Source organism: Vibrio penaeicida, assembly GCF_030689305.1.
Taxonomy (GTDB): Bacteria; Pseudomonadota; Gammaproteobacteria; order Enterobacterales; family Vibrionaceae; genus Vibrio; species Vibrio penaeicida_B.
This window is the reverse complement of the sequence record NZ_JAUYVM010000007.1, coordinates 78773-104617: the sequence shown is the minus strand read 5'-3', so window position 1 is coordinate 104617 and position 25845 is coordinate 78773. Positions and strand designations below refer to the sequence as shown.

22 protein-coding genes are annotated in these 25845 nt (G+C 45.9%); 13 read left to right on the top strand and 9 right to left on the bottom strand.

What is annotated here, in order from left to right:
- The first annotated feature begins 5 nt into the window (after positions 1-5).
- Both Q8W40_RS12965 and Q8W40_RS12960 read left to right on the top strand, forming a co-directional pair.
- Positions 6-1076 carry a glycosyltransferase family 9 protein gene (locus Q8W40_RS12965; RefSeq protein WP_305397623.1) on the top strand — a complete coding sequence of 357 codons (1071 nt, stop codon included), beginning with the start codon at positions 6-8 and terminating at the stop codon, positions 1074-1076.
- A complete protein-coding gene (locus Q8W40_RS12960) occupies positions 1073-1849 on the top strand; it encodes a glycosyltransferase family 2 protein (protein WP_305397621.1) in 777 nt (258 codons plus the stop codon). Before Q8W40_RS12965 ends, Q8W40_RS12960 begins: the two co-directional genes overlap by 4 nt.
- Before the next feature lie 31 nt (positions 1850-1880).
- Here Q8W40_RS12960 and Q8W40_RS12955 read toward each other — a convergent pair whose 3' ends face one another.
- Complete coding sequence (locus Q8W40_RS12955; protein WP_305397620.1) at positions 1881-2912, bottom strand: glycosyltransferase family 9 protein; 1032 nt, start codon at positions 2910-2912, stop codon at positions 1881-1883.
- Positions 2913-3024: 112 nt separating this feature from the next.
- Here Q8W40_RS12955 and coaD point away from each other — a divergent pair, with 112 nt between their 5' ends.
- Positions 3025-3531 carry a pantetheine-phosphate adenylyltransferase gene (gene coaD / locus Q8W40_RS12950; RefSeq protein ID WP_305397618.1) on the top strand — a complete coding sequence of 169 codons (507 nt, stop codon included), beginning with the start codon at positions 3025-3027 and terminating at the stop codon, positions 3529-3531.
- On the opposite strand, the gene mutM is transcribed toward coaD, so the two are convergent.
- Entirely contained in the window at positions 3510-4331 is an 822-nt protein-coding gene (mutM, locus tag Q8W40_RS12945; RefSeq protein ID WP_305397616.1) for a bifunctional DNA-formamidopyrimidine glycosylase/DNA-(apurinic or apyrimidinic site) lyase, read from the bottom strand. The two genes, coaD and mutM, sit on opposite strands and share 22 nt — an antisense overlap.
- A gap of 80 nt (positions 4332-4411) precedes the next feature.
- On the opposite strand from mutM, the gene Q8W40_RS12940 reads away from it, so the two are divergent.
- Positions 4412-4882, top strand: coding sequence for a hypothetical protein (locus tag Q8W40_RS12940; RefSeq protein ID WP_305397615.1), 471 nt, complete (start codon positions 4412-4414; stop codon positions 4880-4882).
- Positions 4883-5020: 138 nt separating this feature from the next.
- Here Q8W40_RS12940 and rpmG read toward each other — a convergent pair whose 3' ends face one another.
- The 4 genes from rpmG to Q8W40_RS12920 form a co-directional block, all read right to left on the bottom strand.
- Positions 5021-5188: a 50S ribosomal protein L33 gene (rpmG, locus tag Q8W40_RS12935; protein WP_004405486.1), complete on the bottom strand. Its 168-nt coding sequence runs from the start codon at positions 5186-5188 to the stop codon at positions 5021-5023.
- Positions 5189-5201: 13 nt separating this feature from the next.
- Positions 5202-5438 carry a 50S ribosomal protein L28 gene (rpmB, locus tag Q8W40_RS12930; protein ID WP_004728407.1) on the bottom strand — a complete coding sequence of 79 codons (237 nt, stop codon included), beginning with the start codon at positions 5436-5438 and terminating at the stop codon, positions 5202-5204.
- 370 nt (positions 5439-5808) lie between these two features.
- Complete coding sequence (radC, locus tag Q8W40_RS12925) at positions 5809-6483, bottom strand: RadC family protein (protein WP_101111461.1); 675 nt, start codon at positions 6481-6483, stop codon at positions 5809-5811.
- A gap of 249 nt (positions 6484-6732) precedes the next feature.
- Positions 6733-7719 (bottom strand): cytochrome-c peroxidase, encoded by a 987-nt coding sequence (locus Q8W40_RS12920; protein ID WP_305397589.1) that lies wholly within the window; start codon positions 7717-7719, stop codon positions 6733-6735.
- Positions 7720-8485: 766 nt separating this feature from the next.
- Here Q8W40_RS12920 and coaBC point away from each other — a divergent pair.
- The 3 genes from coaBC (at position 8486) to lpxL (ending at position 11385) form a co-directional block, all read left to right on the top strand.
- Positions 8486-9697 carry a bifunctional phosphopantothenoylcysteine decarboxylase/phosphopantothenate--cysteine ligase CoaBC gene (coaBC, locus tag Q8W40_RS12915; protein WP_305397976.1) on the top strand — a complete coding sequence of 404 codons (1212 nt, stop codon included), beginning with the start codon at positions 8486-8488 and terminating at the stop codon, positions 9695-9697.
- 155 nt (positions 9698-9852) lie between these two features.
- On the top strand, positions 9853-10443 hold the full coding sequence (gene slmA / locus Q8W40_RS12910) for a nucleoid occlusion factor SlmA (protein ID WP_101111463.1): 591 nt from the start codon (positions 9853-9855) through the stop codon (positions 10441-10443).
- Between the two features lie 3 nt (positions 10444-10446).
- A complete protein-coding gene (gene lpxL, locus Q8W40_RS12905; protein ID WP_305397587.1) occupies positions 10447-11385 on the top strand; it encodes an LpxL/LpxP family Kdo(2)-lipid IV(A) lauroyl/palmitoleoyl acyltransferase in 939 nt (312 codons plus the stop codon).
- A gap of 84 nt (positions 11386-11469) precedes the next feature.
- On the opposite strand, the gene pyrE is transcribed toward lpxL, so the two are convergent.
- Together pyrE and rph are read right to left on the bottom strand one after the other, a co-directional pair.
- Positions 11470-12111 (bottom strand): orotate phosphoribosyltransferase, encoded by a 642-nt coding sequence (gene pyrE / locus Q8W40_RS12900; protein WP_305397585.1) that lies wholly within the window; start codon positions 12109-12111, stop codon positions 11470-11472.
- Between the two features lie 123 nt (positions 12112-12234).
- Positions 12235-12951 (bottom strand): ribonuclease PH, encoded by a 717-nt coding sequence (gene rph, locus Q8W40_RS12895; protein WP_101111466.1) that lies wholly within the window; start codon positions 12949-12951, stop codon positions 12235-12237.
- Between the two features lie 188 nt (positions 12952-13139).
- Here rph and Q8W40_RS12890 point away from each other — a divergent pair, with 188 nt between their 5' ends.
- The 6 genes from Q8W40_RS12890 to trmH all read left to right on the top strand — a co-directional run bounded on the left by Q8W40_RS12890 (position 13140) and on the right by trmH (position 20068).
- A complete protein-coding gene (locus tag Q8W40_RS12890; RefSeq protein ID WP_305397583.1) occupies positions 13140-14006 on the top strand; it encodes a YicC/YloC family endoribonuclease in 867 nt (288 codons plus the stop codon).
- A 68-nt stretch (positions 14007-14074) separates the two neighbouring features.
- Positions 14075-15970 (top strand): LTA synthase family protein, encoded by a 1896-nt coding sequence (locus tag Q8W40_RS12885; protein ID WP_305397582.1) that lies wholly within the window; start codon positions 14075-14077, stop codon positions 15968-15970.
- A gap of 146 nt (positions 15971-16116) precedes the next feature.
- Positions 16117-16740, top strand: a complete 624-nt coding sequence (gmk, locus tag Q8W40_RS12880) for a guanylate kinase (RefSeq protein ID WP_305397581.1) — start codon at positions 16117-16119, stop codon at positions 16738-16740.
- Positions 16741-16799: 59 nt separating this feature from the next.
- Complete coding sequence (gene rpoZ / locus Q8W40_RS12875) at positions 16800-17072, top strand: DNA-directed RNA polymerase subunit omega (RefSeq protein WP_101111469.1); 273 nt, start codon at positions 16800-16802, stop codon at positions 17070-17072.
- Between the two features lie 87 nt (positions 17073-17159).
- A complete protein-coding gene (gene spoT, locus Q8W40_RS12870; RefSeq protein ID WP_305397578.1) occupies positions 17160-19277 on the top strand; it encodes a bifunctional GTP diphosphokinase/guanosine-3',5'-bis pyrophosphate 3'-pyrophosphohydrolase in 2118 nt (705 codons plus the stop codon).
- A 104-nt stretch (positions 19278-19381) separates the two neighbouring features.
- Entirely contained in the window at positions 19382-20068 is a 687-nt protein-coding gene (gene trmH, locus Q8W40_RS12865; protein ID WP_305397576.1) for a tRNA (guanosine(18)-2'-O)-methyltransferase TrmH, read from the top strand.
- A gap of 29 nt (positions 20069-20097) precedes the next feature.
- Here the strand turns inward: trmH and Q8W40_RS12860 are convergent, their stop codons facing one another.
- The gene (locus tag Q8W40_RS12860) at positions 20098-25845 is read right to left on the bottom strand and encodes a non-ribosomal peptide synthetase (protein WP_305397574.1); all 5748 of its coding nucleotides are present in this window, start codon (positions 25843-25845) and stop codon (positions 20098-20100) included.

Genomic DNA, 25845 nt, shown 5'->3' with positions numbered 1-25845 from the left:
TTATAGTGAAGAATAAGCCAAAGCCAGAATCAATCTGCATTGTTAGACTCTCCGCTCTCGGAGATGTCTGCAATACCGTTTCAGCTATTCAAGCAATTCAAAAGCATTATCCTTTGATGAAGATAACTTGGGTATGTGGTTCAGTCGAATCACACCTCATCAGACTGATCCCTAATGTCGAGGTCATATCATTCGATAAAAATAATGGCATGAAAGGATACTTTGAGATTTGGAAGAAACTCAAAAATTATCGATTTGATATTCTACTCCATATGCAATACGCTTTGCGCGCCAGCTTCGTTGCTCTAGGTATTAAAGCAAAACGTAAAATAGGATTTGATGAAGACCGCAGTAAAGATCTTCAGCGGTTATTCATTAACGAAAGAATTAGAAGCTCTGATAAAAAGCATGTGCTTGACGGAATGATGGGGTTTGCTGAAGCAATTGGTGTGGAACATTTAAAACCAGTCTGGAATATTCAGCTCTCGGAGTCAGACAAAAAGTGGGCAACTACGCAATTGTCAGAGACAGAATCAAACTTGGTTATTGCTCCAGGGACCAGCAAAGGTTACAAAAACTGGACGACAAAGGGTTACCAAGATTTAATAAGCCATGCTCTCAACCTAGGTTGGAAAGTTACGCTCATCGGAAGCCCTGACAAGACCGAGACAGCTCTCGCACAAGACATTCTAAGTCGTTTTGACAACTCCCAAATTAATAACTTAGTTGGAAAAACAACGATAAGCCAGATGATTGCCATCATAGATCATGCTGACCTTCTCGTTGCTCCGGATTCAGGTCCAACCCACATCGCGAATGCAATGCTAACTCCTGTAATTGGGTTGTACGCACACCATAACCCAGAACGAACCGGCCCTTATTTACAACTCGACAACGTTGTTTCTGTTTATGAAGAAGCCATCCTAGAGGAAACGGGTAAAACATCAGCTGAACTTCCATGGAGGAGTAGAGTAAAAGATCCGAAAGCGATGGAGCGTATTACTTCTGACATGGTTATTGACCAATTTGAGACCGTTGTTAGCCAACTCCTACCGAATAAAAAGGAACCATCGTGAGCAGACCGACACTTGCCGTTGCACTGATAGTAAAAAATGAAGCTGCTCACTTAGAACAGTGCCTGTCTACGGTTCATGATTGGGTTGATGAGATCGTTATTCTGGACTCCGGAAGTACAGACAATACAGAAGAGATTGCAAAGAAGTTCACTGATAAGTTCTACGTGAATGCTGACTGGAAAGGTTTTGGACCACAACGTCAGCTCGCTCAATCCTACGTCGAATCAGATTACTTATTCTGGCTTGATGCAGATGAAAGAGTGACACCAGAGCTAAAAGAGAACATTCAACTCGCGTTAGAAAAAAATCCTTCATCCATCGTATTTCAAATACCGAGGTTAAGCTGGGTATTTGGTCGTTACATCAAGCACAGTGGCTGGTACCCAGATAGAGTCCTTAGGCTTTATCCTACAGGACTTACCAGCTACAACGACGCACTTGTTCATGAAAAGGTTATCACTGATAACAGCATGACAATTGAATCACTTGAGGGTGATTTGCACCATTACACCTATAACAATCTTAACCATTACCTCGTTAAGTCAGCCGGTTATGGCAAAGCTTGGGCGGATCAAAGGCAGGCTAAAGGAAAAAAAGCGTCGCTGTCTCAAGGTGTGGTTCATGCGCTCGCCTGTTTTATGAAAATGTACGTACTAAAGCGAGGCTTTTTAGATGGGAAACAAGGATTCTTGATTGCTTTGTTATCCGCGCATTCAACCTTTATCAAATACGCAGATTTGTGGGCGAGAGATAACGATCCTCATTACAAATAATGGGTGACTAAACCCTATACTGAAGGGCAGTTTATTCTATATCTGCCCACCACTGCTTCACTTGCTCGGCACATTCCTTCACATCAATACGAGACATATCTTCTTGCTGATCTTTACTGCTGGCTTCAGGTGGGCAAAAAGCAATGTGCTTGCCTTCTGAATTAATGGGTCGCCAACGAAGTGGCGTTGCTGAGCGCTTACTAGGAAAGAACCCGACCGTGGGTACATCCAACGTTGCTGCTATATGAAGGGGTCCCGTCGAGCCCGCAATAAACATGTCTGCACATGCAATGGAATAGGTAAAATCGACCAGCCCTTCGTTTTTGCTGTATACCACTGACTTCACACCAAAGTCGGACAACAAAGCATGCAATTCCATGGCTTTATTTTCTTCACCCGGACCAGCCGTGAGAACGTATTCTCTATCAACCTGCAAATTTTGGATAAACGCTGAATACTGTTCCAATGAAAGATTATTAGCCGAACCGCCGCTGCCTGCATGTACAAACACCCAAGACTTGTCTTGGGAGATATCTAACTGCCTAGCCAGTTTGCCCTTTTGCGCAGCTAAAACATCTGCCGTTATAGTCAAATAAGGTGCGTTGGGCTCAACAATCTTGCCTCCGATATCCAATAAAAATGAGCGAACAAGATCAAGATTGTACTCATACTCGGGTTTAGCCGATTGTGAACGTTTCTGTTTGATTCGTTTGTTGTAAAAAATCTGGGCAATTTTCGTTGCGGGGGCAAGCCGGTAAGGAATTTTGGCTTTCCATACCAGTGATGCGTTGTAAGAAGTAGAGAATAAATTGATTGAAGCGTCAAATTGCTCCGATTTTATTCGTCTCACCAGCTTCGTTTTTTCTTGTTTCGGCGCTTTTGAACCACAATCGACGATAACAGAATCAATCCAAGGGCAAAGCTCTGCCAATGCTTTGGTATAGCTAGGAACAAGTGCGGCAATTTCTACATCAGGCATTGATTGTTTTAGCATAGCGAAACTCGGCCATGCCAACATAAAATCGCCTATCTTATCGTTTCGAATAACCAGTATTTTTTTCATCTTATTTTCCGCACTGTGGTTCGCCACACATGATACCCAGTTACATAGCGAAGTTTGAGTGTTTTTTGCTATGATGACAGCAGATTAATGAATAAAAGCAAGCGAGTTAAATGTGTCAGCAAAACGTATCTCTCGAGTGATTTACCCGGGCACCTTCGACCCATTAACTAACGGCCATTTAGATTTGATTGAACGTGCTGCCGATATGTTTGATGAAGTGATTGTCGCCGTCGCCGCCAGCCCAAGTAAGAACACCATGTTCACCTTGGAAGAACGAGTCAAGTTTGCACAAGTTGTCACGAAGCATTTAGATAACGTCACAACAAAAGGTTTTTCAGGGCTGATGGTGGACTTTGCTCGCACAGAACAAGCCAATGTTCTGATTCGTGGGCTACGAACCGCTGGCGACTTTGAGTACGAATTTGGCTTAACAAATATGTACCGAAGGCTGCTGCCAGGGTTAGAAAGTGTGTTCCTTACCCCTGCCGAAGAGCACGCATTTATTTCATCCACCATTGTCCGCGAAGTCGCCATTCACGGTGGTAGTGTTGCACAGTTTGTTCCCACTATCGTCGCTGCAGCTTTGGAGAAGAAGTATCAAGAGCGCTCTAAAGGCTGACACTCTGGGCAGTAGAAAGTATTTCGCTGCCCAATTTTGACATCTTCGATCACGCTCTCACAAACCGTGCATTTTTCCCCCGAGCGTCCGTACACTTGAAGCTCTTGGGCGAAATAACCAGGCTTGCCATCAGCTTGATTGAAATCCTTAAGCGTCGTCCCACCTTGTTTAATCGCCGTATCCAGTACTCGCTTGATGTTGCTGTGCAATAATTCAAGCTCGCTATCATTGAGTTGATTGGCTGGTAACTGTGGATGGATACGAGACATAAATAGTGATTCATTGGCGTAAATGTTACCCACACCCACCACGACTTTGTTATCCATAATGAACTGTTTAACAACGGTTTTCTTACGCTTGGCTTGCTGTGTAAAATAATCAATATCGAAAGCATCCGTTAACGGCTCTGGTCCCAAATGATTAAGCACATCAGGTTGCTCTCCATATTCCGCGTGTAACCACGATCCAAAGCGTCGAGGATCGTTATAGCGAAGGACTTTGCCATTGGTTAAAACCAGATCAACGTGATCGTGCTTTCCCGGTTCAATGAAAGCATCCAAAACGCGTAAACTTCCCGACATTCCTAAATGCACGACGGCGCTACCCGCCTTTGTTTCTATCATCAGGTATTTTGCTCTACGCGTAATATCCAGAATTTCTTTGCCTACCAATGTTTGAATACTTTCTGGCACCATCCAACGCAGCTTGGGCTGTCTCACGTATATTGCTTTGACTTTTTGCCCTTTCAAATGAGGTGTAATCCCTAGGCGACTCACTTCAACTTCTGGTAACTCTGGCATCTTAATTCCTTGATTAGGCTGTCGGTATATCGGGAACGAGGTTATGATTATACTCAAAATACGTCTGTTTGAGGCATTCAATGAAGCTTTCCCGTCGTGGCTGGAACAACATTCTGATCTTATCGATCTTGGCATTTATTGCCGTTATCAATGCGCCAAGTGTATTAAGAAAGCACTTTGGGCTTGGTGAAACCAACACGCTTCCTTATGTTATTAGCCCGAATGAAAAGCCAAGTGCCTTGCATTTTGCTCAATGGTCGCTTGAAAATGTCGACAATGAATGGAATTCGACACGCCAACTGTCTATCGACCCTTTACAAGCTGCGCTCCGATGGACAGAGCTAACCGGTACTCAGGTGGATTCAGGTACGTACGATAAATTGAAAGGAAATCTCCCCCCCGCCAGAACGTTAGAGGTGTGGTATGTCGGTGTCGAAGAGCCGGAAAGAATCACATTTTACCAAACCCCAAGCTTTTGGTTGCTTCAAAATTGGCAAAAAGAATGGGTAGCAGTATCGGTAGAAAAGAGTTATCTATTCCCCTTTCTGTAGTTGTTGCTTAAATGAGTTTTAGTCACAACACAATTTGTGACGTCTAGTTAACTTGCGCTTGGAAGTGAGTTAATAGGTAATAAAAAACCCAGTCGATTGACTGGGTTTTTAAACACTAGCAAAGAATTTGGAAATCAATTACTTGATTTTCGCTTCTTTGTACATAACGTGCTTGCGTACAACTGGATCAAACTTTTTGATCTCAAATTTGCCTGGCATGTTACGTTTGTTTTTGTCAGTTGTGTAGAAGTGACCAGTTCCAGCAGAAGATACTAGACGGATTTTCTCACGAATGCCTTTAGCCATTGTTCAATTCCTCTTATACGTTCTCGCCACGAGCACGGATATCAACAAGAACAGCATCGATGCCTTTCTTATCAATAATACGCATACCCTTAGCAGTTAGACGTAGTTTAACAAAGCGCTTTTCGCTTTCTACCCAGAAACGATGAGTTTGTAGGTTCGGCAGAAAACGACGCTTGGTAGCATTTCGTGCGTGTGAACGGTTGTTACCCGTTACAGGACGCTTACCAGTTACTTGGCATACTCGGGACATGAATGTCTTCTCCAAATCGTTTCAGCTCGATATCAACCTTGGTGGCCGAACCTCTCTATCTATCATATAAGAAGACTGGAGGCCAAATACCGTTATGGAATACCCATACAAGGCTATCAAAGGTCGCGCATTATACTAACTTGATATGCATTGCTCAAGACCCGAACAGATCCTTTTTACAGGTTTTCGTGATCTTTTTTAGGCAGAGCTGATTGAGGTTCATAAATTTCAGTGCGGGGATGATAGCAGATTTTGACTAGCAGACAACTAAAATGTGAGCTCAAAACACGCTAAAAGCCGACTCAGCATGCCTTATCGCAATTCTCTATTATTTTAAGCGCAGTTTCGGCGAGAAAACGGGGCTCAATATTCATATCCACCCTCTTTCTGCAAACGAAACCACCTCTCCATCCCCAATCACAAAGTGATCCAAGATCCGAATATCCACCAGTGCAGTTGCATCTGTTAACCGCCGAGTGATTCTTCTGTCTGCTTGGCTTGGCTCTGCAACGCCAGAAGGATGATTATGCGCTAAAATGAGCGCAGCCGCGTTGTGGTGCAGCGCTCTTTTAACCACTTCTCTTGGGTAAACGCTTGCGGCATCAATAGTCCCTTCAAATAAAACTTCATCTTGAATCACGCGATGTTGGTTATCTAGAAACAGTATATAGAAGGCTTCTCTGTGCCTATCGCGCAAAATACTCGAAAGATAAAGTTTTGTGTGTTCAGGGCTCGTCAGCGCATCGCCACGCTTTAGGGTTTCCCCAAGATAACGCTGAGTCATCTCAATAACCGCTTTTAACTGCACAAATTTGGCTGACCCTAGCCCTTTCTTCTGGCAGAAGTCTTCTTGGCTGGCTGAAAAGAGGGCTCGCAGCGAACCGAATTCATCTAATAGCTGAGAGGACAACTCAATCACATTGGTGCCTTTGATTCCGGTTCTCAGAAAAATAGCCAGTAATTCAGCATCGGTTAGCGCACTAGGACCTTGGTTAAGTAGCTTTTCTCTAGGCTGAGATTCAGACGGAAGATTTTTGATGCTCATCGAAACGACCTGCAAAAGAATAATGAGGCTCATTGGATAGAGAATGTCGTTTTATATCAATTAGCAAATAGCAAATTTCGAGCGAGCAACGATCTTTATGAAATTGAGGAATCAGTAAATTCCACGTTCATGTTACGGGTGAACTAGAAAGATGATAGTAGAGAGAGCGCGACGCCCTCTCTATAAACAAACTCTGCAATGAGATAAACACAGTCACTAGCAAAATTCGTTGTTTATCTGTCGATGCCGCTAACCAACATCTGGTCGGGGTGTGTCAAAACTCGAAGGCGGCAGTAGAGGAAGAGTAATACGTGGCTGCTCGCCAGTCAGAGATTTCAAGAACTCTGTGATTTTTTCGGCTTCATCATCACTTAGTGCCTGCCCCAACTGTATATCTGCCATGGTTTTTACTGCTTGTTTCAAATCCCAAACTGAACCATCGTGGAAGTAAGGATAGGTAAGTTCGATGTTTCTCAGCGTCGGAACTTTGAAGACAAACTTATCAAACTCTTTACCGGTTATCGCTTTTCTACCTTCATCAGGGTTATCCGTCGCAAACGGTTTAACCAACCCCATTTTCTGATAGTTCTGACCACCTAATAAAGGACCACTATGACAAGCTGTACAACCTTTTTGTTTGAACAGTGCATACCCTTCTTTTTGTACATCCGATATCGCATCCGATTGACCTGTTAGCCACAAGTCGAAAGGTGAATTAGGTGTACGCAGCGTTTTCTCAAACTCCGCTATAGCAACCGTAATTTCATCGATACCAAAACTGCTTTTACCAAATGCCTCTTTAAACAATGCTTGATAACCAGGAATCGATTTGATTGTATCAATCGCTAACGTATGGGTGAACGCCATCTCTTTTGGGTTTTCAATAGGTCCTGCGGCTTGGGCTTTTAAGTCTTCCGCTCGCCCATTCCAAAACTGAACGAAGTTCAACTCCGCATTCAATACCGTCGGTGAATTGATGGGGCCAATTTGCCAACCATGACCAATCGAACTCGGGAGGTTATCCACCCCACCGGTTGCTAAGTTATGGCAAGAGTTACATGAAATAGTATTCGACTTGGATAAACGAGGATCAAACCAAAGCTTTTTCCCAAGTTTGACCAAAGAGGTGTTAAGCCCCTCAGCAGGAACAATCGCTTCAATAGGCTCCTGGAAGAGGGGTTGGGCTTGCACTCCAAAAGAGAAAGCCGCCAGTGTAGCAAACGTCATTATTTTCATTGTTGTCTACCTTATTATGTTTTCAGTGAACGAAACGTCACCGTGTATTCCGACACAACACAGGTGGTATAGAACAAGCCGACAGCACAACTGACCATGTATAACCACACCATGTGTAAGACATTAAAAATAAGTGGTTAAAAAAAGGACAACGCAAAAAATCGATGACATTTATCGACAAACTAGATGAATAAATTATCAACCTCTTATTTGTTATTCTTATCAATAGGTTGATATGCCTGAGTAAAAAAACAGAAGAAAAACGCCTTAAAATTATTCACCGATTCATTGATTAAAATCAAAACATAAGATCATGAAATTTAAGAGATTCACTTTGAATGACAAACGCCTCTTGTAGCACACCAAAAGCCAGAAAAATGGGCAAGACTTACTCAGAAATTTAATGAGGAGGTTTAAGGTCTTATTAAAAATATACTCAAACCATCTCAAGGTGCAGGATTCAGAGCTCTATCTTCTGTTTCAGTTCAAGGAAAAGAACACAGTGGAATGACGAGTCCTTTCCAAGTTCTTTGACGATGAAATGGGACAGAAGATGAGCTCCCAAGGGCGAGTTTGCTTGGTTTTCATGCTGCGTTACCAATTCTTGATTTAGAGCCACTAGATCTGCAAATTGGTGCCTTGCCTGAAAATCAAGCCCCCAATCTATGGATAAGAAGCCGCTGAACCTAGCATCTTGAGGTGGTTTGAGTATATATATTTGATATGGTTAGTGGGTATGGAACAAAACCAACTTGAGAAACGCAGCATGCAGACACTAGCAGGAAAGAAAATACTTTTAGGGATTAGCGGCGGAATTGCTGCGTATAAATGTGCCGAACTCACTCGCAGGCTCATCGAACGAGGAGCAGAAGTGCAAGTCGTTATGACGAATGCAGCCAAAGAGTTCATCACCCCTCTGACGATGCAAGCCGTATCCGGTCGACCAGTATCAGACAGCTTACTCGATCCCGCCGCTGAAGCTTCTATGGGGCACATTGAACTCGCCAAATGGGCAGATTTAGTGCTGCTTGCTCCTGCAACCGCTGATTTGATCGCGCGTATGGCATCGGGGTTGGGCAATGATTTATTAACGACACTCGTTCTGGCAACGGATGCCCCCATCGCCGTTTCTCCTGCTATGAATCAGCAAATGTATGCCAACCTAGCGACACAAGAAAACATCCAGACATTAAGCCGCCGAGGAATGGAAATTTGGGGACCCGCTTCCGGTGAGCAAGCTTGTGGGGACGTAGGACAAGGTCGAATGCTCGAACCGATGCAGTTGGTTCACCTATGTGAAAATTTTTTCACCCCTTCGGTGCTATCGGGTAAATCCGTGGTGATTACCGCAGGTCCCACTCGCGAAGCCATCGACCCGGTTCGTTATATATCGAATCACAGCTCGGGAAAAATGGGGTTTGCCATTGCCAGAGCAGCGGCGAAATTAGGCGCTAACGTCACGTTAATCAGCGGTCCCGTCGCGTTACCCACGCCTGTGGGTGTGAATCGAATTGATGTCGACAGCGCTACAGAAATGCACCAAGCTGCCTTGGAGCAAGCTGTAAAACATAATGTCTTCATTGGATGCGCTGCGGTCGCTGACTATCGACCAGAAACCATTGCCGATCAGAAAATCAAGAAAACAGACGACAGCGATACCATGACGATTCGGATGGTCAAAAACCCAGACATCATTGCCTCCGTTGCCAAGCTTAAAGAGGATCGTCCCTTTACTGTCGGTTTTGCGGCTGAAACACAAGATGTCGAAACTTATGCGCAAAGCAAACTCGCCAAAAAGAATTTAGACATGATTTGTGCCAACGATGTGTCCATTCTAGGGCTCGGCTTTAATAGCGACAGCAACGCTCTGCATTTATTCTGGAAAGATGGGGATAAAATCTTGCCTACCGCCAGTAAAGTCGAGCTGGGCAAAGCCTTGATGGAAGAAATCGCTGCGCAGATGACGCCTAGCAAATAACAATTTCTCTTCGATAAACAGCGCTCTTACTGAGCGCTGCAAACAACAAATTCTTTTATTCCTTGAAAATCACGAGTGTATCTCTAGCCTCTTTAGCTGGCTGGCGCTAAAATGCTGGCTTGTAAATTTTCTGCCAAAATTAAGGAATGGACTGAATGACTGGCAATCGAAAATCAAATCGTCGTGAAGAAATCCTACAGGCACTGGCTGAAATGCTGGAGTCCACTGATGGAGCCTCTCGCATTACGACAGCCAAACTTGCCAAACAAGTAGGTGTTTCCGAAGCCGCGCTATATCGCCATTTCCCTAGTAAAGCTCGCATGTTCGAGGGCTTAATCGAATTCATTGAAGACGCTCTGATGTCTCGCATCAACCGCATTCTGGATGAAGAAAAAGACACGCTTCAGCGTATTCGACTGGTTATGCAGCTCATTCTCGCGTTTTCAGAACGCAACCCAGGTCTTTCACGCATTCTGTCTGGCCATGCGTTGATGTTTGAAAACGAGCGTTTACGTGAGCGAATCAATCAACTGTTTGAACGCATCGAAACCCAACTACGCCAGATCCTTCGTGAGCGTAAGCTTCGAGAAGGTAAGTCCTTCCCAGTCGACGAAAGCATTTTGGCTACCCAATTACTTGGTCAAGTAGAAGGCAGCTTAAATCGATTTGTCCGTTCCGATTTCAAATACCAGCCAACCGACAATTTTGAGGAGTACTGGGCACTGCTCAGTGCGCAGATTCAGTAATCCATGAAAAAGTTTGAAACGGCAAGATTTCACAAAGGATTACTTCATCCTCGTTTCTGGTTGGTATGGTTTGGATTTGGCTTGTTAGCGCTGATCGTAACGCTTTTCCCTTACCCATTCTTAAAGAAGATGGGTAGAGGCTTGGGCAAAGCTGTGGCACCGCTCATTAAAAAACGCGCCAAAATCATTCGCAAGAATTTGGAAATTTGCTTTCCAGACATGGAAGAGTCCGAAAAGCAACGTATCACAGATGAAGTCTACAAGAACTCCGGTCTTGCACTGATAGAAACTGGCATTGCGTGGTTTTGGCCCAACTGGCGCTTCAAACGCATCATCAATTTTAAAAACGATCAGCATATCCTAGATCTAGAAGCTCAAGGCAAAGGGGTGCTGGTTGTTTGTACTCACATGCTAAACCTTGAGATTACCGCTCGCGCTTTCAGCCAATTTGCACCAGGTTATGGGGTATATCGCCCTCACGAAAACCCAGTGGTCGACTTTATTCAGAATTGGGGACGAACTCGATTCGGACATCAAATGGTCGATAGAGAGGACGTTCGTGGCATGGTCCGCGTTCTGAAGTCGGGTGGGCGATTGTGGTATCTACCGGATCAGGATTACGGCAGCCAAAACTCCGTTTATGTTCCTTTTTTTGAATACGAAAAAGCTTGTACCCCTTCTGGCACCGGATTTTTAGTCGATATGGGTAAATGTGCTGTCATTACGGCATCAAGCTTGCGAAGTGGGAATCAGTATTGCTTAGAAATAGACAGCGATATCAGTGCTCAATTCCCAAGAAGAGATGCTGAAGGTGCGGCGATCGTCATGAACAAAGCCATAGAGAAAGTCATCACCCGAGGCATGGATCAGTACATGTGGATGCACCGTCGATTCAAAACCATGCACGATGGCAGTGAACGTGGGTACCTTTATAACGACTGACCTCTGTTGGTTCAAGACCTATCAATAAAAAAAGACAGCCTAGGCTGTCTTTTTTAACATTTGTACTTTAACTCTATCGCTAAGTTAAATTCCGAATTCTGCGCGGTACGCTTTTACAGCTTCAAGGTATTCTGAATTCCCACCTTTCTCTTTGAGGTAAGAAATAAGATCCGTCAAGCTCACAATCGAAATAACGGCACAACCAAAGTCGCGCTCCACTTCCTGAATGGCAGACAATTCACCTTTGCCTTTTTCTTGGCGGTCAATCGCCACTAGAACACCCGCTAAGTCCGCGCCACTCGCTTTAATGATTTCCATCGACTCACGAATCGCTGTGCCCGCTGTAATTACATCATCCACCAGCATAATGCGTCCTTCTAGCGGACTGCCGACTAGGTTGCCACCTTCACCATGGTTTTTTGCTTCTTTACGGTTAAAGCAGTATGGCGTATCCACATCGTGGTGATCGGCCAATGCAACAGCTGTCGTTGTTGCAATTGGAATGCCTTTATACGCAGGGCCAAACAACACATCGTAATCAATACCAGAATCAGCCAAAGCAGCAGCATAAAAACGCCCTAGTCTCGCCAAATCACGACCGGTATTGAACAAGCCAGCGTTAAAGAAGTAAGGGCTCTTACGACCAGATTTTAAAGTAAATTCGCCAAACTTAAGCACTTCTTTCTCTAGTGCAAACTCAATAAAATCACGCTGGTATGCTTTCATTAATTTTCTCTCTATTTTCTTAGTGTGTTTCGTCGCCTACTCCATCAATGACTCTCCGATTGATGAGAAACATAAACAGAGTAGACAAAAAAATAGCCCCTCAGTGAGGAGCTATTCATTTAATCAGTTTTCTAACGCTTTCTTCTGCGTTTCTACAATGGAATTGATGCCGGTTTTCGCTAGCGCCAGCAACTCCAATAATTCTTCGTGGCTAAACGGTTCACCTTCTGCGGTGCCCTGCACTTCAATCATACGACCGTCTTCCGTCATAACAACGTTCATGTCGGTCTCTGCTGCTGAGTCTTCAACATACTCAAGGTCGCATAGCGCTTTTCCTTCAACGATTCCAACAGAAACAGCAGCAACGTGCCCTTTCATTGGGTTCGCTTTTAGCTTACCTTGCTCTACCAAGTGCTGGAACGCATCAGCCATCGCAACGCTTGCACCAGAAATAGATGCAGTACGTGTACCGCCGTCCGCTTGGATAACATCACAGTCAACAGTCACCATGACTTCACCCATGGCTTCTAAATCAACGACTGCACGTAAGCTGCGAGCAATCAGTCGCTGGATTTCCATTGTACGACCGCCTTGCTTACCACTCGCGGCTTCACGGCGATTACGAGTGTGGGTTGCACGTGGCAACATACCGTATTCCGCTGTTACCCAGCCTCTGCCTTGACCTTTCAGCCAACGCGGCACATTTTCTTCCACACTGGCGTTACACAACACCTTAGTATTGCCAAACTCGACAAGCACGGAGCCTTCTGCATACGCAGTATAGTTACGAGTAATTTTGATTGGGCGAACTTGTTCCGCGGTGCGATCGTCTGGACGCATGGATAAATACCTTTCATGGGGAGGCGAATCTGGTTGGAGGCAAAGTATATAGGAATTCACTCGTGCTGCCTAGCCATGGCGACTATCTACATCGCGGCAAACCACCGGAGATCTCGTACCTCGCTCGGTGATTATGCTACTATACCGCTCATTCAAAATTTTCATCTCCGCGAGCAAAGGACAATTCAATGATCTACAGCATGACTGCTTATGCACGAAAAGAAATCAAAGGTGACTGGGGCAGCGCAGTTTGGGAGATTCGCTCCGTCAATCAACGCTATTTAGAAACCTACTTTCGTTTGCCAGAGCAATTCCGTGGTCTTGAACCTATCCTTCGTGAGCGCTTTCGCAAGAAGCTGGCACGCGGAAAAGTAGAATGTCACCTGCGCTTTGAAGCGAACCCAGCTGCAAAAGGTGAAATCACCATCAATCAAGATTTGGCACAGCAAGTGATCAATGCCGCCAATCAAGTGATGTCGATGACGGGTGAAGATAGCCGCATCAACCCATTCCAAGTCATGAACTGGCCAGGCGTAATGGAAACCCCAGAGCAAGACATGGATGCCATCAACAAAGACCTATTAGCTGCCTTTGATGAAGGGCTAAAAGACTTTATTGACGCTCGTGGCCGTGAAGGCGAAAACATGAAAGCTCTGATTAAGCAGCGTTTGTCTTCCATCACCGAGCAAGTAGTCAAGGTTCGTGCGCGCATGCCAGAAATTCTAGAATGGCAGCGCGAACGCCTACTCACCAAGTTTGAAGAGGCCAAGATCGAGCTAGAAGGTTCACGCGTCGAACAAGAGCTGATTCTTTTGGCTCAAAAATCCGATGTCGCTGAAGAATTGGATCGCTTGGACTCACACGTAAAAGAAGCCAACAACATCCTTAAGAAGGGTGGCGCGTGTGGTCGTAAACTCGACTTCATGATGCAAGAATTCAACCGCGAGTCGAACACGCTGGCATCCAAATCCATCAGCACAGACATCACTGCATCTGGCGTAGAACTGAAAGTTCTAATTGAGCAAATGCGTGAGCAGATCCAAAACATCGAATAATCGTCTATTTTAAGGCAAGCTTCGCTTGCCTTTTTCTTGCGTCAATATCTGCTTTACCCGAGTTCACAATGATAAGAAACATACTAAGACTGTTTTTCACCTTCTTGCTGACGGCTTTTTCAAGCAAGGTAATTTTCCTTTTCGCTGCTACCTCTATTCCTCTGAGCCTATTCAGTCTGGATGGCTTAACCAGCCTGCTTTACGGGCTGAGATTCGATGCCACCATAGCGGCATTATTGACGGCACCCGCGGCATTGGTGTTACTGGTTCTGAATTTTCTTCGATTCGACATGCGATGGGCGATTCGTCTTTGGGCGAGTTTGGCTGTTTTATGGATCATTGGTGCAACGGCGTCCGACACTATTTACGCTGAAGATGCACGTAAGCACGTCACCTTTGAACTCTTTACGGCTTCTGGTTTAGTTGATTCCGTACTGATAACGGCTTTCACCGTGTATTATCCGCTGGTGATTTTAGGTCTCGTTCTAAGTACCGTGTCTGTCTTCATTATTTGGAAAAGTCGTTGGACGAACATGGCGACAAGCCGCTTAACCCTCGGTAAATACACACTGGCGACGCTGGCTTACCTCGTATTCACCGTCACCTTTATTCGCGGTGGTTGGTTCGATGCGCCTCAGTCACCGATGAGTACTTATAAAATTGGTCACAATGACAAAGCATATATCGCGTGGAGCGCGCCTTACAGCGTGACTTACTATCTTGCAAACGGGAAAAACAAAGCCGTTTCTCGTATCACAGCCAGCCCTGAGCCTTCTGTTCACGACGCATTCAACGCCGCACTCAATCAAGAAGTCGATTCCAACATCAGCGACCTCAAAAAAGCCAATGTGGTCTTTGTATTGTTGGAAAGCTGGGCGTCGGTAGATATGAATAGCCCAAACCCAGAACATCACTCCACCCCATTCTTTGATGCACTGCGTGCCAAATCGCTGACATCGGATGCCATGTATGCCGATGGATACCGCACAGTCCAAGGTATTTTTGCCAGCATGTGCAGCTACCCTAACCCTAACGGCGGCATTGTAGCGGGTACACATTTACAAAATAGCCAATACAAATGTTTGCCCCACATGCTACGTGAGCAAGGGTGGGATACACGTTTTGTTCAAGGCAGTGGCAAAGGCATTGTTGGAGCGTTTGCTCAATCCCTTGGATTTACAGAATCCTACGGTAAAGAAGATTTTGACTTTGAAGCGCCGCACAATGAATGGGGTTTTCAAGACGACAGTATCTATCGCTTCTCGATGGACAAAATCAACGAAATGCAGAACAGCAATTCTGACAAGCCCTTCTTTATTGCCATCAACACAGGCACCACGCACGGTTCAATACTTCCATCCGAAGATGACTTTACGTTCGGAAAATCCACCATGCCTGAACTGCGTCGTAGCACCATGAACTATGCCGACAAAGCATTAGAAGCCTTTATCACTGAACTGCATGACACCGTAAAAGAGCCAACATTAGTCGTGCTGATGTCGGATCACACCGCCAAAATTGTGGAGCCGAACCTAGCGAAAAATTCGATTCCGTTTTTGATCTACGCCACCGACGGCAGCGTGCCCGCTATTCACCACAATACCGCCACGTCTCAGCGCGATGTCGGAAACACCATTCTAGATTGGTTGGGTGGTTACGCGCCTTGGTTTACAGGGCAATCCCTGCTCAATGAACACTACGCAGGGCAATCTAGCTTCTCTGATGGAAGCCTATTCTTTTGGGTAGACGGCAAGCGCATGGTGACTATCGATTCTAGCAACAACAGCTTGCAACAGTGTTTCCACATAAAAGATGACACCATAAGGTTGAAACGAGCAGACTGTAATGAGTCTTGGGTAGCGCCGCTGTTTGAACAAGGTCGTGACTTCAATGCGCTAACTCAAGAGCTGTTGTTTAATGGCGAGACGACTCAGTATCGGGACATATTCAGCCAAACCCACTAGTTCAACCAAATCCACTAGGTCGAAACAGAAGCATTGAGGTTATTGAACAAAAAATGCTATCCTTTCGCCCCATTTTTTAGGCATCTCACCCTGCAGTGCGTTACACTCGCATTCAGGTAACTAGGGTAAAGGTAAGCGGATTATTCATGGGTAAAGGTACTTTATACATCGTTTCAGCACCAAGCGGTGCAGGTAAATCAAGCCTGATTTCAGCACTGTTGGAAAAAAATCCAACCTACGCAATGAAAGTATCGGTATCCCACACAACACGTGGAATGCGCCTTGGAGAAGAAGACGGCACACACTATCACTTTGTTAGCAAAGATAAATTTGAAGAATTGATCGAACAAAAATCGTTTCTTGAATACGCAGAAGTGTTTGGTAACTACTACGGTACGTCTCGCCCTTGGATTGAAGAGAACCTAGATAAAGGCATTGATGTGTTCCTAGACATTGATTGGCAAGGCGCGCGTCAAATACGCGAACAGATGCCTCTGGCTAAAAGCATTTTCATTCTTCCTCCTTCAAAAGAAGAACTGGAACGCCGCCTTAATGCACGTGGTCAGGACAGCGAAGCTGTGATCGCCAAGCGCATGAATGAAGCACAATCTGAGATATCCCATTACAATGAATATGATTACGTCATTGTAAACGATGATTTCGACACCGCGGTGCTCGATTTCAAGTCTATTCTTCGTGCAGAACGCTTGAAGGAAGACAAACAAGCCGCTAAATACAGCAGCATGTTAACAGCGCTATTGGCCGATTGAGCCTTTAGACTGTATAATTTCTCGTCATATTAAATTTTTAGTTAAATATTGGAGTCCTCATGGCACGCGTAACTGTACAAGACGCTGTTGAAAAAATTGGTAACCGTTTTGACTTGGTTCTGATTGCGGCACGCCGCGCTCGTCAAATGCAAACTGGCGGTAAAGATTCACTAGTGCCTGAAGAAAACGATAAGCCATCGGTTATCGCTCTTCGCGAGATCGAAGAAGGTCTTATCACTAAAGAAGTACTGGATGCTCGCGAGCGTCAAGAGCAGCAAGAACAAGAAGCAGCAGAATTGGCGGCAGTAAGCAGCATCGCTCACAACCGTTAATAGTAACTTTTTAGTTCATAGTAGCTGTTTAGTTCATAGTAACTGTTTAGTTCACAGTAACTTTCTAAAGCATTTCGGGCCTGTAATTTGTATCTTTTTGAAAGCTTAAAAGAAGTTGCCCAAGAATATCTGACAGAGCCTCAACTTGAGGCTCTGAGTCGATCTTATGTGGTAGCAAGAGACGCCCATGAAGGGCAAACCCGTTCCACTGGCGAACCGTACATTATCCACCCTGTCGCTGTCGCTCGTATCCTCGCAGAAATGCGTCTCGATAATGAAACCTTGATGGCAGCTTTGCTGCACGACGTTATCGAAGATACCGAGGTCACCAAAGAAGAATTGGAAGAACAGTTTGGAGCTACGGTCGCAGAATTGGTCGATGGGGTATCTAAGCTGGATAAGCTTAAGTTCCGCGATCGAAAAGAAGCACAAGCCGAAAACTTCCGCAAAATGGTGCTTGCCATGGTTCAGGATATTCGCGTTATCCTGATCAAATTGGCAGACCGTACGCACAACATGCGTACACTGGGCGCACTTCGTCCCGATAAAAAGCGCCGTATTGCTCGTGAAACGCTAGAAATTTACGCACCACTTGCTCACCGTTTAGGTATTCACAACATCAAAGTTGAGCTTGAAGAGCTAGGCTTTGAGGCTTTATACCCCAATCGATATCGCGTTTTAAAAGAAGTGGTGAAAGCCGCGCGCGGTAACCGAAAAGAAATAATTCAACGTATTCACGATGAGATTTCCGGTCGATTGGAAGAAATGGGGCTTGAAGCCCGCGTATTCGGGCGTGAAAAAAACCTGTTCTCCATCTATAACAAGATGCGGACCAAAGAACAGCGTTTCCATACTATTATGGACATCTACGCATTCCGTGTGGTGGTGAAATCCGCCGACATGTGTTATCGCGTACTTGGCCAAGTACACAGTCTTTACAAGCCACGTCCTGGCAAAATGAAAGATTACATTGCCGTTCCCAAAGCCAATGGATATCAGTCTTTGCATACCTCTATGGTGGGCCCTCACGGCGTACCTGTTGAAGTGCAGATTCGTACCGAAGACATGGATCAAATGGCGGACAAAGGTGTCGCCGCACATTGGTCTTATAAGAGCAATGGTGATAAGTCAGGCACCACCGCGCAAGTGAAAGCGCAGCGCTGGATGCAAAGCCTGTTAGAGCTGCAGCAAAGTGCGGGTAACTCTTTCGAATTCATTGAAAACGTAAAATCCGATCTGTTCCCAGATGAAATTTACGTGTTCACACCAAAAGGTCGAATTGTTGAAATGCCTGTGGGCGCGACCGCTGTTGATTTCGCGTATGCCGTGCATACCGATGTCGGCAACATGTGTGTCGGCGCGCGAGTTGATCGCCAACCTTACCCGTTGAGCAAAGCTCTGAAAAACGGTCAAACCATTGAAATCATCAGTGCGCCGGGTGCACGCCCGAACGCCGCGTGGTTGAACTATGTAGTAACCTCTCGTGCTCGCACCAAGATCCGTCAGGTTCTGAAAACCATGCGCCGTGAAGAGTCGATTACCTTAGGCCGCCGATTACTGAATCACGCATTAGGTGAACATTCGATTTCCGACATCAACCAAGACAACATCGATCATGTTTTGGCGGAGCTGAAAGTCGAATCGCTAGATGATTTGCTGGCTGCCATCGGCCTTGGCGAGTTGATGAGCATCGTGATTGCACGTCGCTTGTTAGGCGATGTGGATGAACTGACCGAAACGAGTGACTCGAAAAGCAATAAGAAGAAGCTTCCTATCCGCGGTGCGGAAGGTATTTTGCTAACGTTTGCTAATTGCTGCCACCCAATTCCAGATGATCACATTATTGCCCACGTCTCTCCGGGTCGAGGATTAGTGGTTCACCGCGAAACGTGTCCAAACGTACGCGGATACCAAAAAGAACCGGATAAGTACATGGCAGTAGAATGGTCGAACGATTACGATCAAGAGTTCATTACTGAACTTCAGATCGACATGCAAAATCACCAAGGTGCGCTGGCTGCGTTAACCAACGTGATCTCGCAAACGGGTTCGAACATCCACGGTATTTCGACCGAAGAAAAAGACGGTCGTCTGTACACAATTACCGTGCTGTTAACCGCGAAAGATCGTGTGAATCTAGCTGGCATTATGAAGCGCATTCGCGTTATGCCTCAGGCAACAAAAGTTCGCCGACGCAAACACTGATTCTCTAAAAAACGAGTTTGCACAATAGTTACGGAATTGCCCATTAAATACTAACACTCAAAGGTCTCTTATCTTCTGGTAAGAGACCTTTTTCAGAGCGACATATGAATTTAGAACGCTACCATCGAATCCACACCGTACTTAAGGCACGCCAGCCTGATCTGACTTTGTGTCTTGAAGAAGTCCATAAGCCAAACAACGTCTCTGCCATTATCCGCAGTGCCGATGCAGCAGGCGTCCATAAAATACACGCGGTGTGGCCCGATCCTAAAATGCGTACCTTAAGCCACACTTCGGCGGGTGCGAGAAATTGGGTGGAAGTGGATACGCATGAATCGATAGATGACGCCGTAGGCGAGCTAAAATGCCAAGGCATGCAAATACTCGCAACCAACCTGTCAGACACAGCCGTCGATTTTCGTGACATCGACTACACCAAACCCACCGCCGTGATCTTAGGTGGCGAAAAACACGGAATCACCCCCCATGCTCTGTCTATGGCAGATCAAGACATCATCATTCCCATGGTTGGAATGGTGCAATCGTTGAATGTTTCAGTTGCCAGCGCGTTGATCTTATTCGAAGCGCAAAGACAGCGCCAAATTGCTGGTATGTACGAGCGAGATGAGTCGGCATTACCTGCCGAGTACATTCATCGAATTCTGTTTGAGCGTGGGCATCCCGTTCTCGCAAAAGTCGCCAAGCGCAAAGGCTTACCTTACCCACCCTTGGATGAAGTTGGTCAAATAGTGGCAGACGAGAACTGGTGGGCAGAAATGCAAAGAAAGTAGCACCGCTACTTTCTTTTTTATAGTTCAACTTAAAGCACCGTTTGCTCATGCAACTTTTTAGGCTCGCCAATGGCTGGTGTCGGTTCTTCATCAGGGATAACATCGGGTAGCCTTTGCTCCATCAACCTCAGAGGACGATAAAGCAAACTCATCACACCCCAGATAACGGCAAATGCCCCTAACATCGCCAGCAACAATCCAACCCCTCGACCTTCGCTTCCACCGAATACAGACACAGCAAAATGCGCCATGGCGGAGTCACTTGCCATAAACGGCTCTACCACGTTTTCTGCCAGATGACCGATAATGAAATACGCCAAGGGCATCATCGACCACGACATCATCTGGTTGGTGGCAATCACCCGACCTTGCAATTCAAGCCCAACTTTCACTTGAATCAGACATTGCCAGTGCGCATTGACCAACGCCAACGACATTCCGATACCAAAGAACCCAGCCATGAGATAAAACTGATTGGCTTGAATACCCGCAATGATCATCGAGACACCAGTTAGAAGCGTAAAGCCAATCATGCCATGGGCTCGAAGCTTAGTTCCGCCCCATATTCCCATAATCAAGCCGCCAGCCAACTGCCCTATTCCATCAAATGCGAGTACCTGACCAAGCAAATCCGCTTTGCCTACAGAAAGCACCAATGGGGTACCGAGCACCATAATGGCGCTGAACGCAAAGTTGTACACCGCAAAGAAGACCACCATCGCCAGCATCTCTTTACGCTGAAGAATGTATTGCCAACCCTCTACTATTTCCTGAAGTATCGGTAACTCGCGCTTTTTGAACATCCGATTCGGGAAGCGAATGAGAAGCAGCGTGGTAAACGCAACACAGAATGCCGCAATGTCTAAAATCAACACATTCTGCAGCCCAACCTCTAGGAACAGATACCCACCCGCAAAAACTGCGATCACTTGACTGGTGGAGGAAGCCAGTTGAGCCAATCCATTTGCGCGACCTAGGTATTTCTTAGGCACTAATTGCGCAATGGTGGCAATGTAGGCTGGTCGTTGAAAAGCTTGCCCAATAGAACTGATAGCAACCACCGTGTAAATTTCCCAAATCTGCAGTTCTCCGGTCCACAAGGTAAAGAAAATGAACAAGGTACCACAAACAGAGATGGCGTCACTGAACATGAGTATCAGCCGCCTATCCCACCTGTCGACCAATGCCCCTGCAAACGGCAAGACCAAGATACCGGGGAGCAATGCAAACACTGAAATGTACGCAAATTCGGTGACCGACCCGGTTTGCATGTAAACCCAAGTCCCCAATGCAAATGCCGTCAAACCGGTTCCAAGCATCGACATGAATTGCCCGAAGACGATAACAAAAAACAGCGGTAAGCTTGGTTTCGCCTCCCGATTTTTCCTATTGAACAAATGACTAAACGAGAACGTCTCTTTTGGCTCATTATCCGTTTGGCTCAATGCAGAACCATTTACGTTTTCATATTTTTTGTCTTCATCACCTCTTTTATCTTCGTCCTCTTTTGTTGGTGATTCCCATTGTTGAATTTGCGCGGTCAGGATTCGGCTCAACTCATGAGGTTGATGTTTGATAAAGAAATGCCCTGCATCGGGAATCACTTCCATCGACACATCTGGCGAAAAGGCTCGCCAATCTTGGTATCGTTCTTCATAAAATTCGGTGCTTTTGTCTTTGTCTCCGTATATCGACAATATCGGCGCACTGACGACGTAGTCCTCTGGCGACAAGTTCGCAACCGTGTAGAAGTCTTCGGCATCGATGACATCCTGTCGCATCGCTGACATCAGGAAATTCAGCTCGTCTTCTTCCAGTGATTCTGAAAAACCGCCTAACGACAAAATCGACTCAAAACGTAAGCGATTGGAAACCAACTTATCAAACGGAATCCATTTCCGAAGTGATTCCAATGCAGCAAAAGGCAACCTTGGGAATGGGAACGTCGCCGCTAAGAACACCCCTTTTGCGGGTGATCCCTTTGCTTCCAATCTGCGGGCAATATCCAAGGTAAGTGCCCCGCCAACACAATGACCATAAAGATAAATATCACCTGAAATGCCAGACAGTATCTCTTCGACGCACTGCTCTGCAATGTCATTCATCGGCATCAGCCCTTCATCTGAGCGCGCGTAGTCATGACCGGGGAAATTCAAAGCATGCAGCGAATAATCATCAGGAAGGCAACATGATAAAGGTTGATACGCGATGGGGCTTCCGCCGCCATAGGGGATACAAACAAGGTGGCGCTTAGGTTTGGCTTTGCTGTTATTTTGGGAAGTGAGGCAATGCAACAGACCGGTTGGTTGGGCATCGGTGTCGGACTCAATGTGCTTAGCGATCTCCGCCACGGTTGGGAAACGGAACAAATCCACTACCGTGACTTTTTTCGGTTCACTGCCGCCTTTATTTGGTTCTAAAGTATGGTCTGCTATCGACCGATCTACTAAAGAACAAGATTCCAAAGCGCGATTCAGCATACTCACCATTCGAATTGCGGTAATCGAGTTACCACCGATCTGGAAGAAATTGTCGTGAACACCAACTTTTTCGACATTCAACGCTTGTTGCCAGATATCGGCAAACAAGATCTCCAAGTCTGTAGTTGGTGCGACGTATTCTTCTGCTTGGTTCCATACTGGGTCGGGCAGCGCTTTTCTGTCTAGTTTACCGTTCGCACTCAGTGGAATACCGTCGATCAAGTTAAAGGTTGATGGCACCATGTATTCTGGCAATGCGTCTGACACCACTTGATGGAGCCTAGCAAACAAGGTTTCGCTGTCGTCATCTGAAACAATGTAAGCGGCAAGACTCTTAATACCTTCTCGCTCAACATCAATGACCACTGCATGCTTCACACCCGCTTGCTCCGAGAGCACAGTTTCGATTTCCCCAAGCTCTACGCGGTAGCCCCGTACTTTTACTTGGAAATCCTTGCGTCCCTTGAATTCGATGTAGCCATGTTTATTCCAGCAACCTAAATCACCTGTTCTATATAAATGACCGAGTGTTGGATGATCAAAGAACTGAGCAGCGGTTTTTTCTGGCTCGTTATAATACCCTTTCGCGACCCCTGCACCGCCAATATGAATTTCTCCTATCGCTCCGGCTGGACAATGACCACCCTGCTCGTTAAGCACCCACATGGTTTGATTTGGCATCGCCAACCCATAAGGAATACTTTGCCAATCAGGGTTAACCGACTGAATGGGATACCAAATTGACCAGATACTCCCTTCCGTTGCACCACCTAAACTGATGGCTTGTACTGTCGGTATTAGACTCTTAAGTTGCTTCGGAAGTTGAAGTGGGATCCAATCCCCACTCATGAGCACGACTTTCAATGAACGGAGGCTTTGTGGATGTTCGCATTTGGAGCCCCCTATTCCAGAAGTACCAATAGGCAACGCCACCTCTTCCACCAAAAGCTGCACCAATTGAGGCACAGAGTTCCAAATAGTCACTTGATGGGTATCGACAAGTTCGACCCATCGACTTGGGTTTTGCACTTCTGATTGTTCAGGGAAAACAATGGCTGCGCCTGCTGCTAACGTACCGAATAAATCGTAAACAGAAAGATCGAAGCTCAAATCCGATAGCGCCAATACTCGGTCTTGCGGCTGAACGTCGAACGTTCGATTCACCGCTTCGATGGTGTTCATTGCACCATCATGGCTGATCACCACCCCTTTCGGTTTTCCCGTGCTACCAGAGGTGAAAATAATGTACGCCAACTCATCAGGGCTGACATTCGGTAACGCCTCTCGCCACAGTCCATTTTCCCAATGGTCTGGGATAGAGGTTTGGTACACCGATTCAATGATCGTGATCTGATAATTTTTTAGCCACTCGTCGCCAGCGTACAAGTCTTGCTGGCACTGAGTCATCACAAGGTGCGTTACATCACCCGCTTTCAACACATCATTCAAACGCGATGCTGGCCAAGCCACATTGAGTGGTAAATACGCCGCCCCAATCGACATAATGCCCAACGTAGCCACCAGCTGTGGTTCGCCTTTTTCCGTCAGTACACCAACCAACTCACCTCGTTCTACCCCTGCTTGTTGAAGCTGATTTGCTACTAACAAACGATGCTCGTGCACCTCTTGATAACTAACGTTCTGGTCACCACAAACGACCGCAAGCGCATTAGGTTGCTTTGCCACTTGCTCATTGAATCCGTCGAGCAAATTTCTTTTAGGGTAATCTTCGTGCGTGTTGTTCCACTGTTCAAAAAGCTGCTCGCGCTCAGCCGGTGAAAGCACATTAATTTGCCCAAGCGCTTGATTCGGATTAGCAGCAAAGCTCTTTAATACCCATGAGTAGACGTCGGTAATTCTTTGAATGGTGTCATCATTGAACAAGCTGGTCGCGAAATTGAAGTTGCCGTAAATGTCTTCTCCGCTGTCATCCAAGTACAAACTCAAGTCAAACTTGGCGGGATTTCTGAGCGAACGCACCTCTTCAAATTGCGCCTGTTTAAACGGCAACGTCTGCTCTTTCAAACGCTTCTCACCAAAACTTTGTAGCGAGAACATCACTTGGAAAATCGGGTGACGTGACATGTCCCGTTCTACTTTTAACGCTTCGACAAGTTGCTCGAAGGGTAAATCTTGATGTGCCTTTGCATCTGCTACCACGTTGTGAACTAAGTTGATGAAAGCTTTCACGCTCGACGATAGCGATACATCCGCTCGCATTGGCAATGAATTAACAAAGTAACCAATCAAATTTTGGACTTGCGTGTAATGGCGGTTATCAGAAGGCGTGCCGACGACAATGCTTTTCTGACCAGACAATAGTGCTAGAGTCGCATAAAACCCACTCAGCAATACTGTGTACAAGGTGGTATCTTGCTGACGAGCGAGCTGTCGAAGCTGATCAGAAAGCCCACTATCAAACGTGAATACTAAATCTTTACCGCTGTAATCGATTGTCGCTGGGCGCGGAGAATCGGTCGGTAAGGCTAGCGTTTCAACGCCATCAAGCTGATGCTTCCAAAACGAAAGCTGCTTCTCTAGGTTTGAGCCCGTTAGTTGCTGACGCTGCCAAAGGGAGTAATCGGCATAACTAATGTCCAATTCAGGCAGCACAGGTGAGTTCCCTGTGCTGTAAGCTTGGTACGCCAGCGATAACTCGTTAAGAAAAACATCGGTCGACCAACCATCAAAGGCAATATGATGCCAAATGACCAGCAAGTAATCTTTCTCCAACCCTAGGTAGCGAATCAACCGGATCGGTCGCTCTTGATCCAATTGGAAAGGTCGAGATATTTCGGAATCAAAAATGGTTTTTACTGGCGTATTGGGTGCGATGGATTCCACGTCCATTTGCACTGTGGATGCCAGCAGCTTCACATACGCCTTGTCTTGTTCATCAGTCAGGTATATTGAATTCAATACCGGATGACGCTCGACTATCTTTTGAAAGGACCGTTCCAACGCCGGTAAATCGACGTCGGTATTGAGCTCAAAGACATAGGGAATATGGTACGCATCCGTGCCTTGCTCAAATTGCTCTATGAACAGCATGCGTTCTTGTGAAAAAGAAAGCTCGGTTTGCGTCTCTGGCATAGCCAGTATCTCTTTATCCCAAAACGCATGCTTAGAGGTGATCTGGTTTTGCTGCAATATGCCCAATAATTCTGGCTTTCTTGCTTTAATCTCCCCCAGCAACTCTGAACACGGTTTATCACCAGCAAACGCCAGCTTAATGGCGTCGTCTTCCACCCAAACCGACATGTTGCTGGCTTTGATTCGATTCACTAATTCGTACAT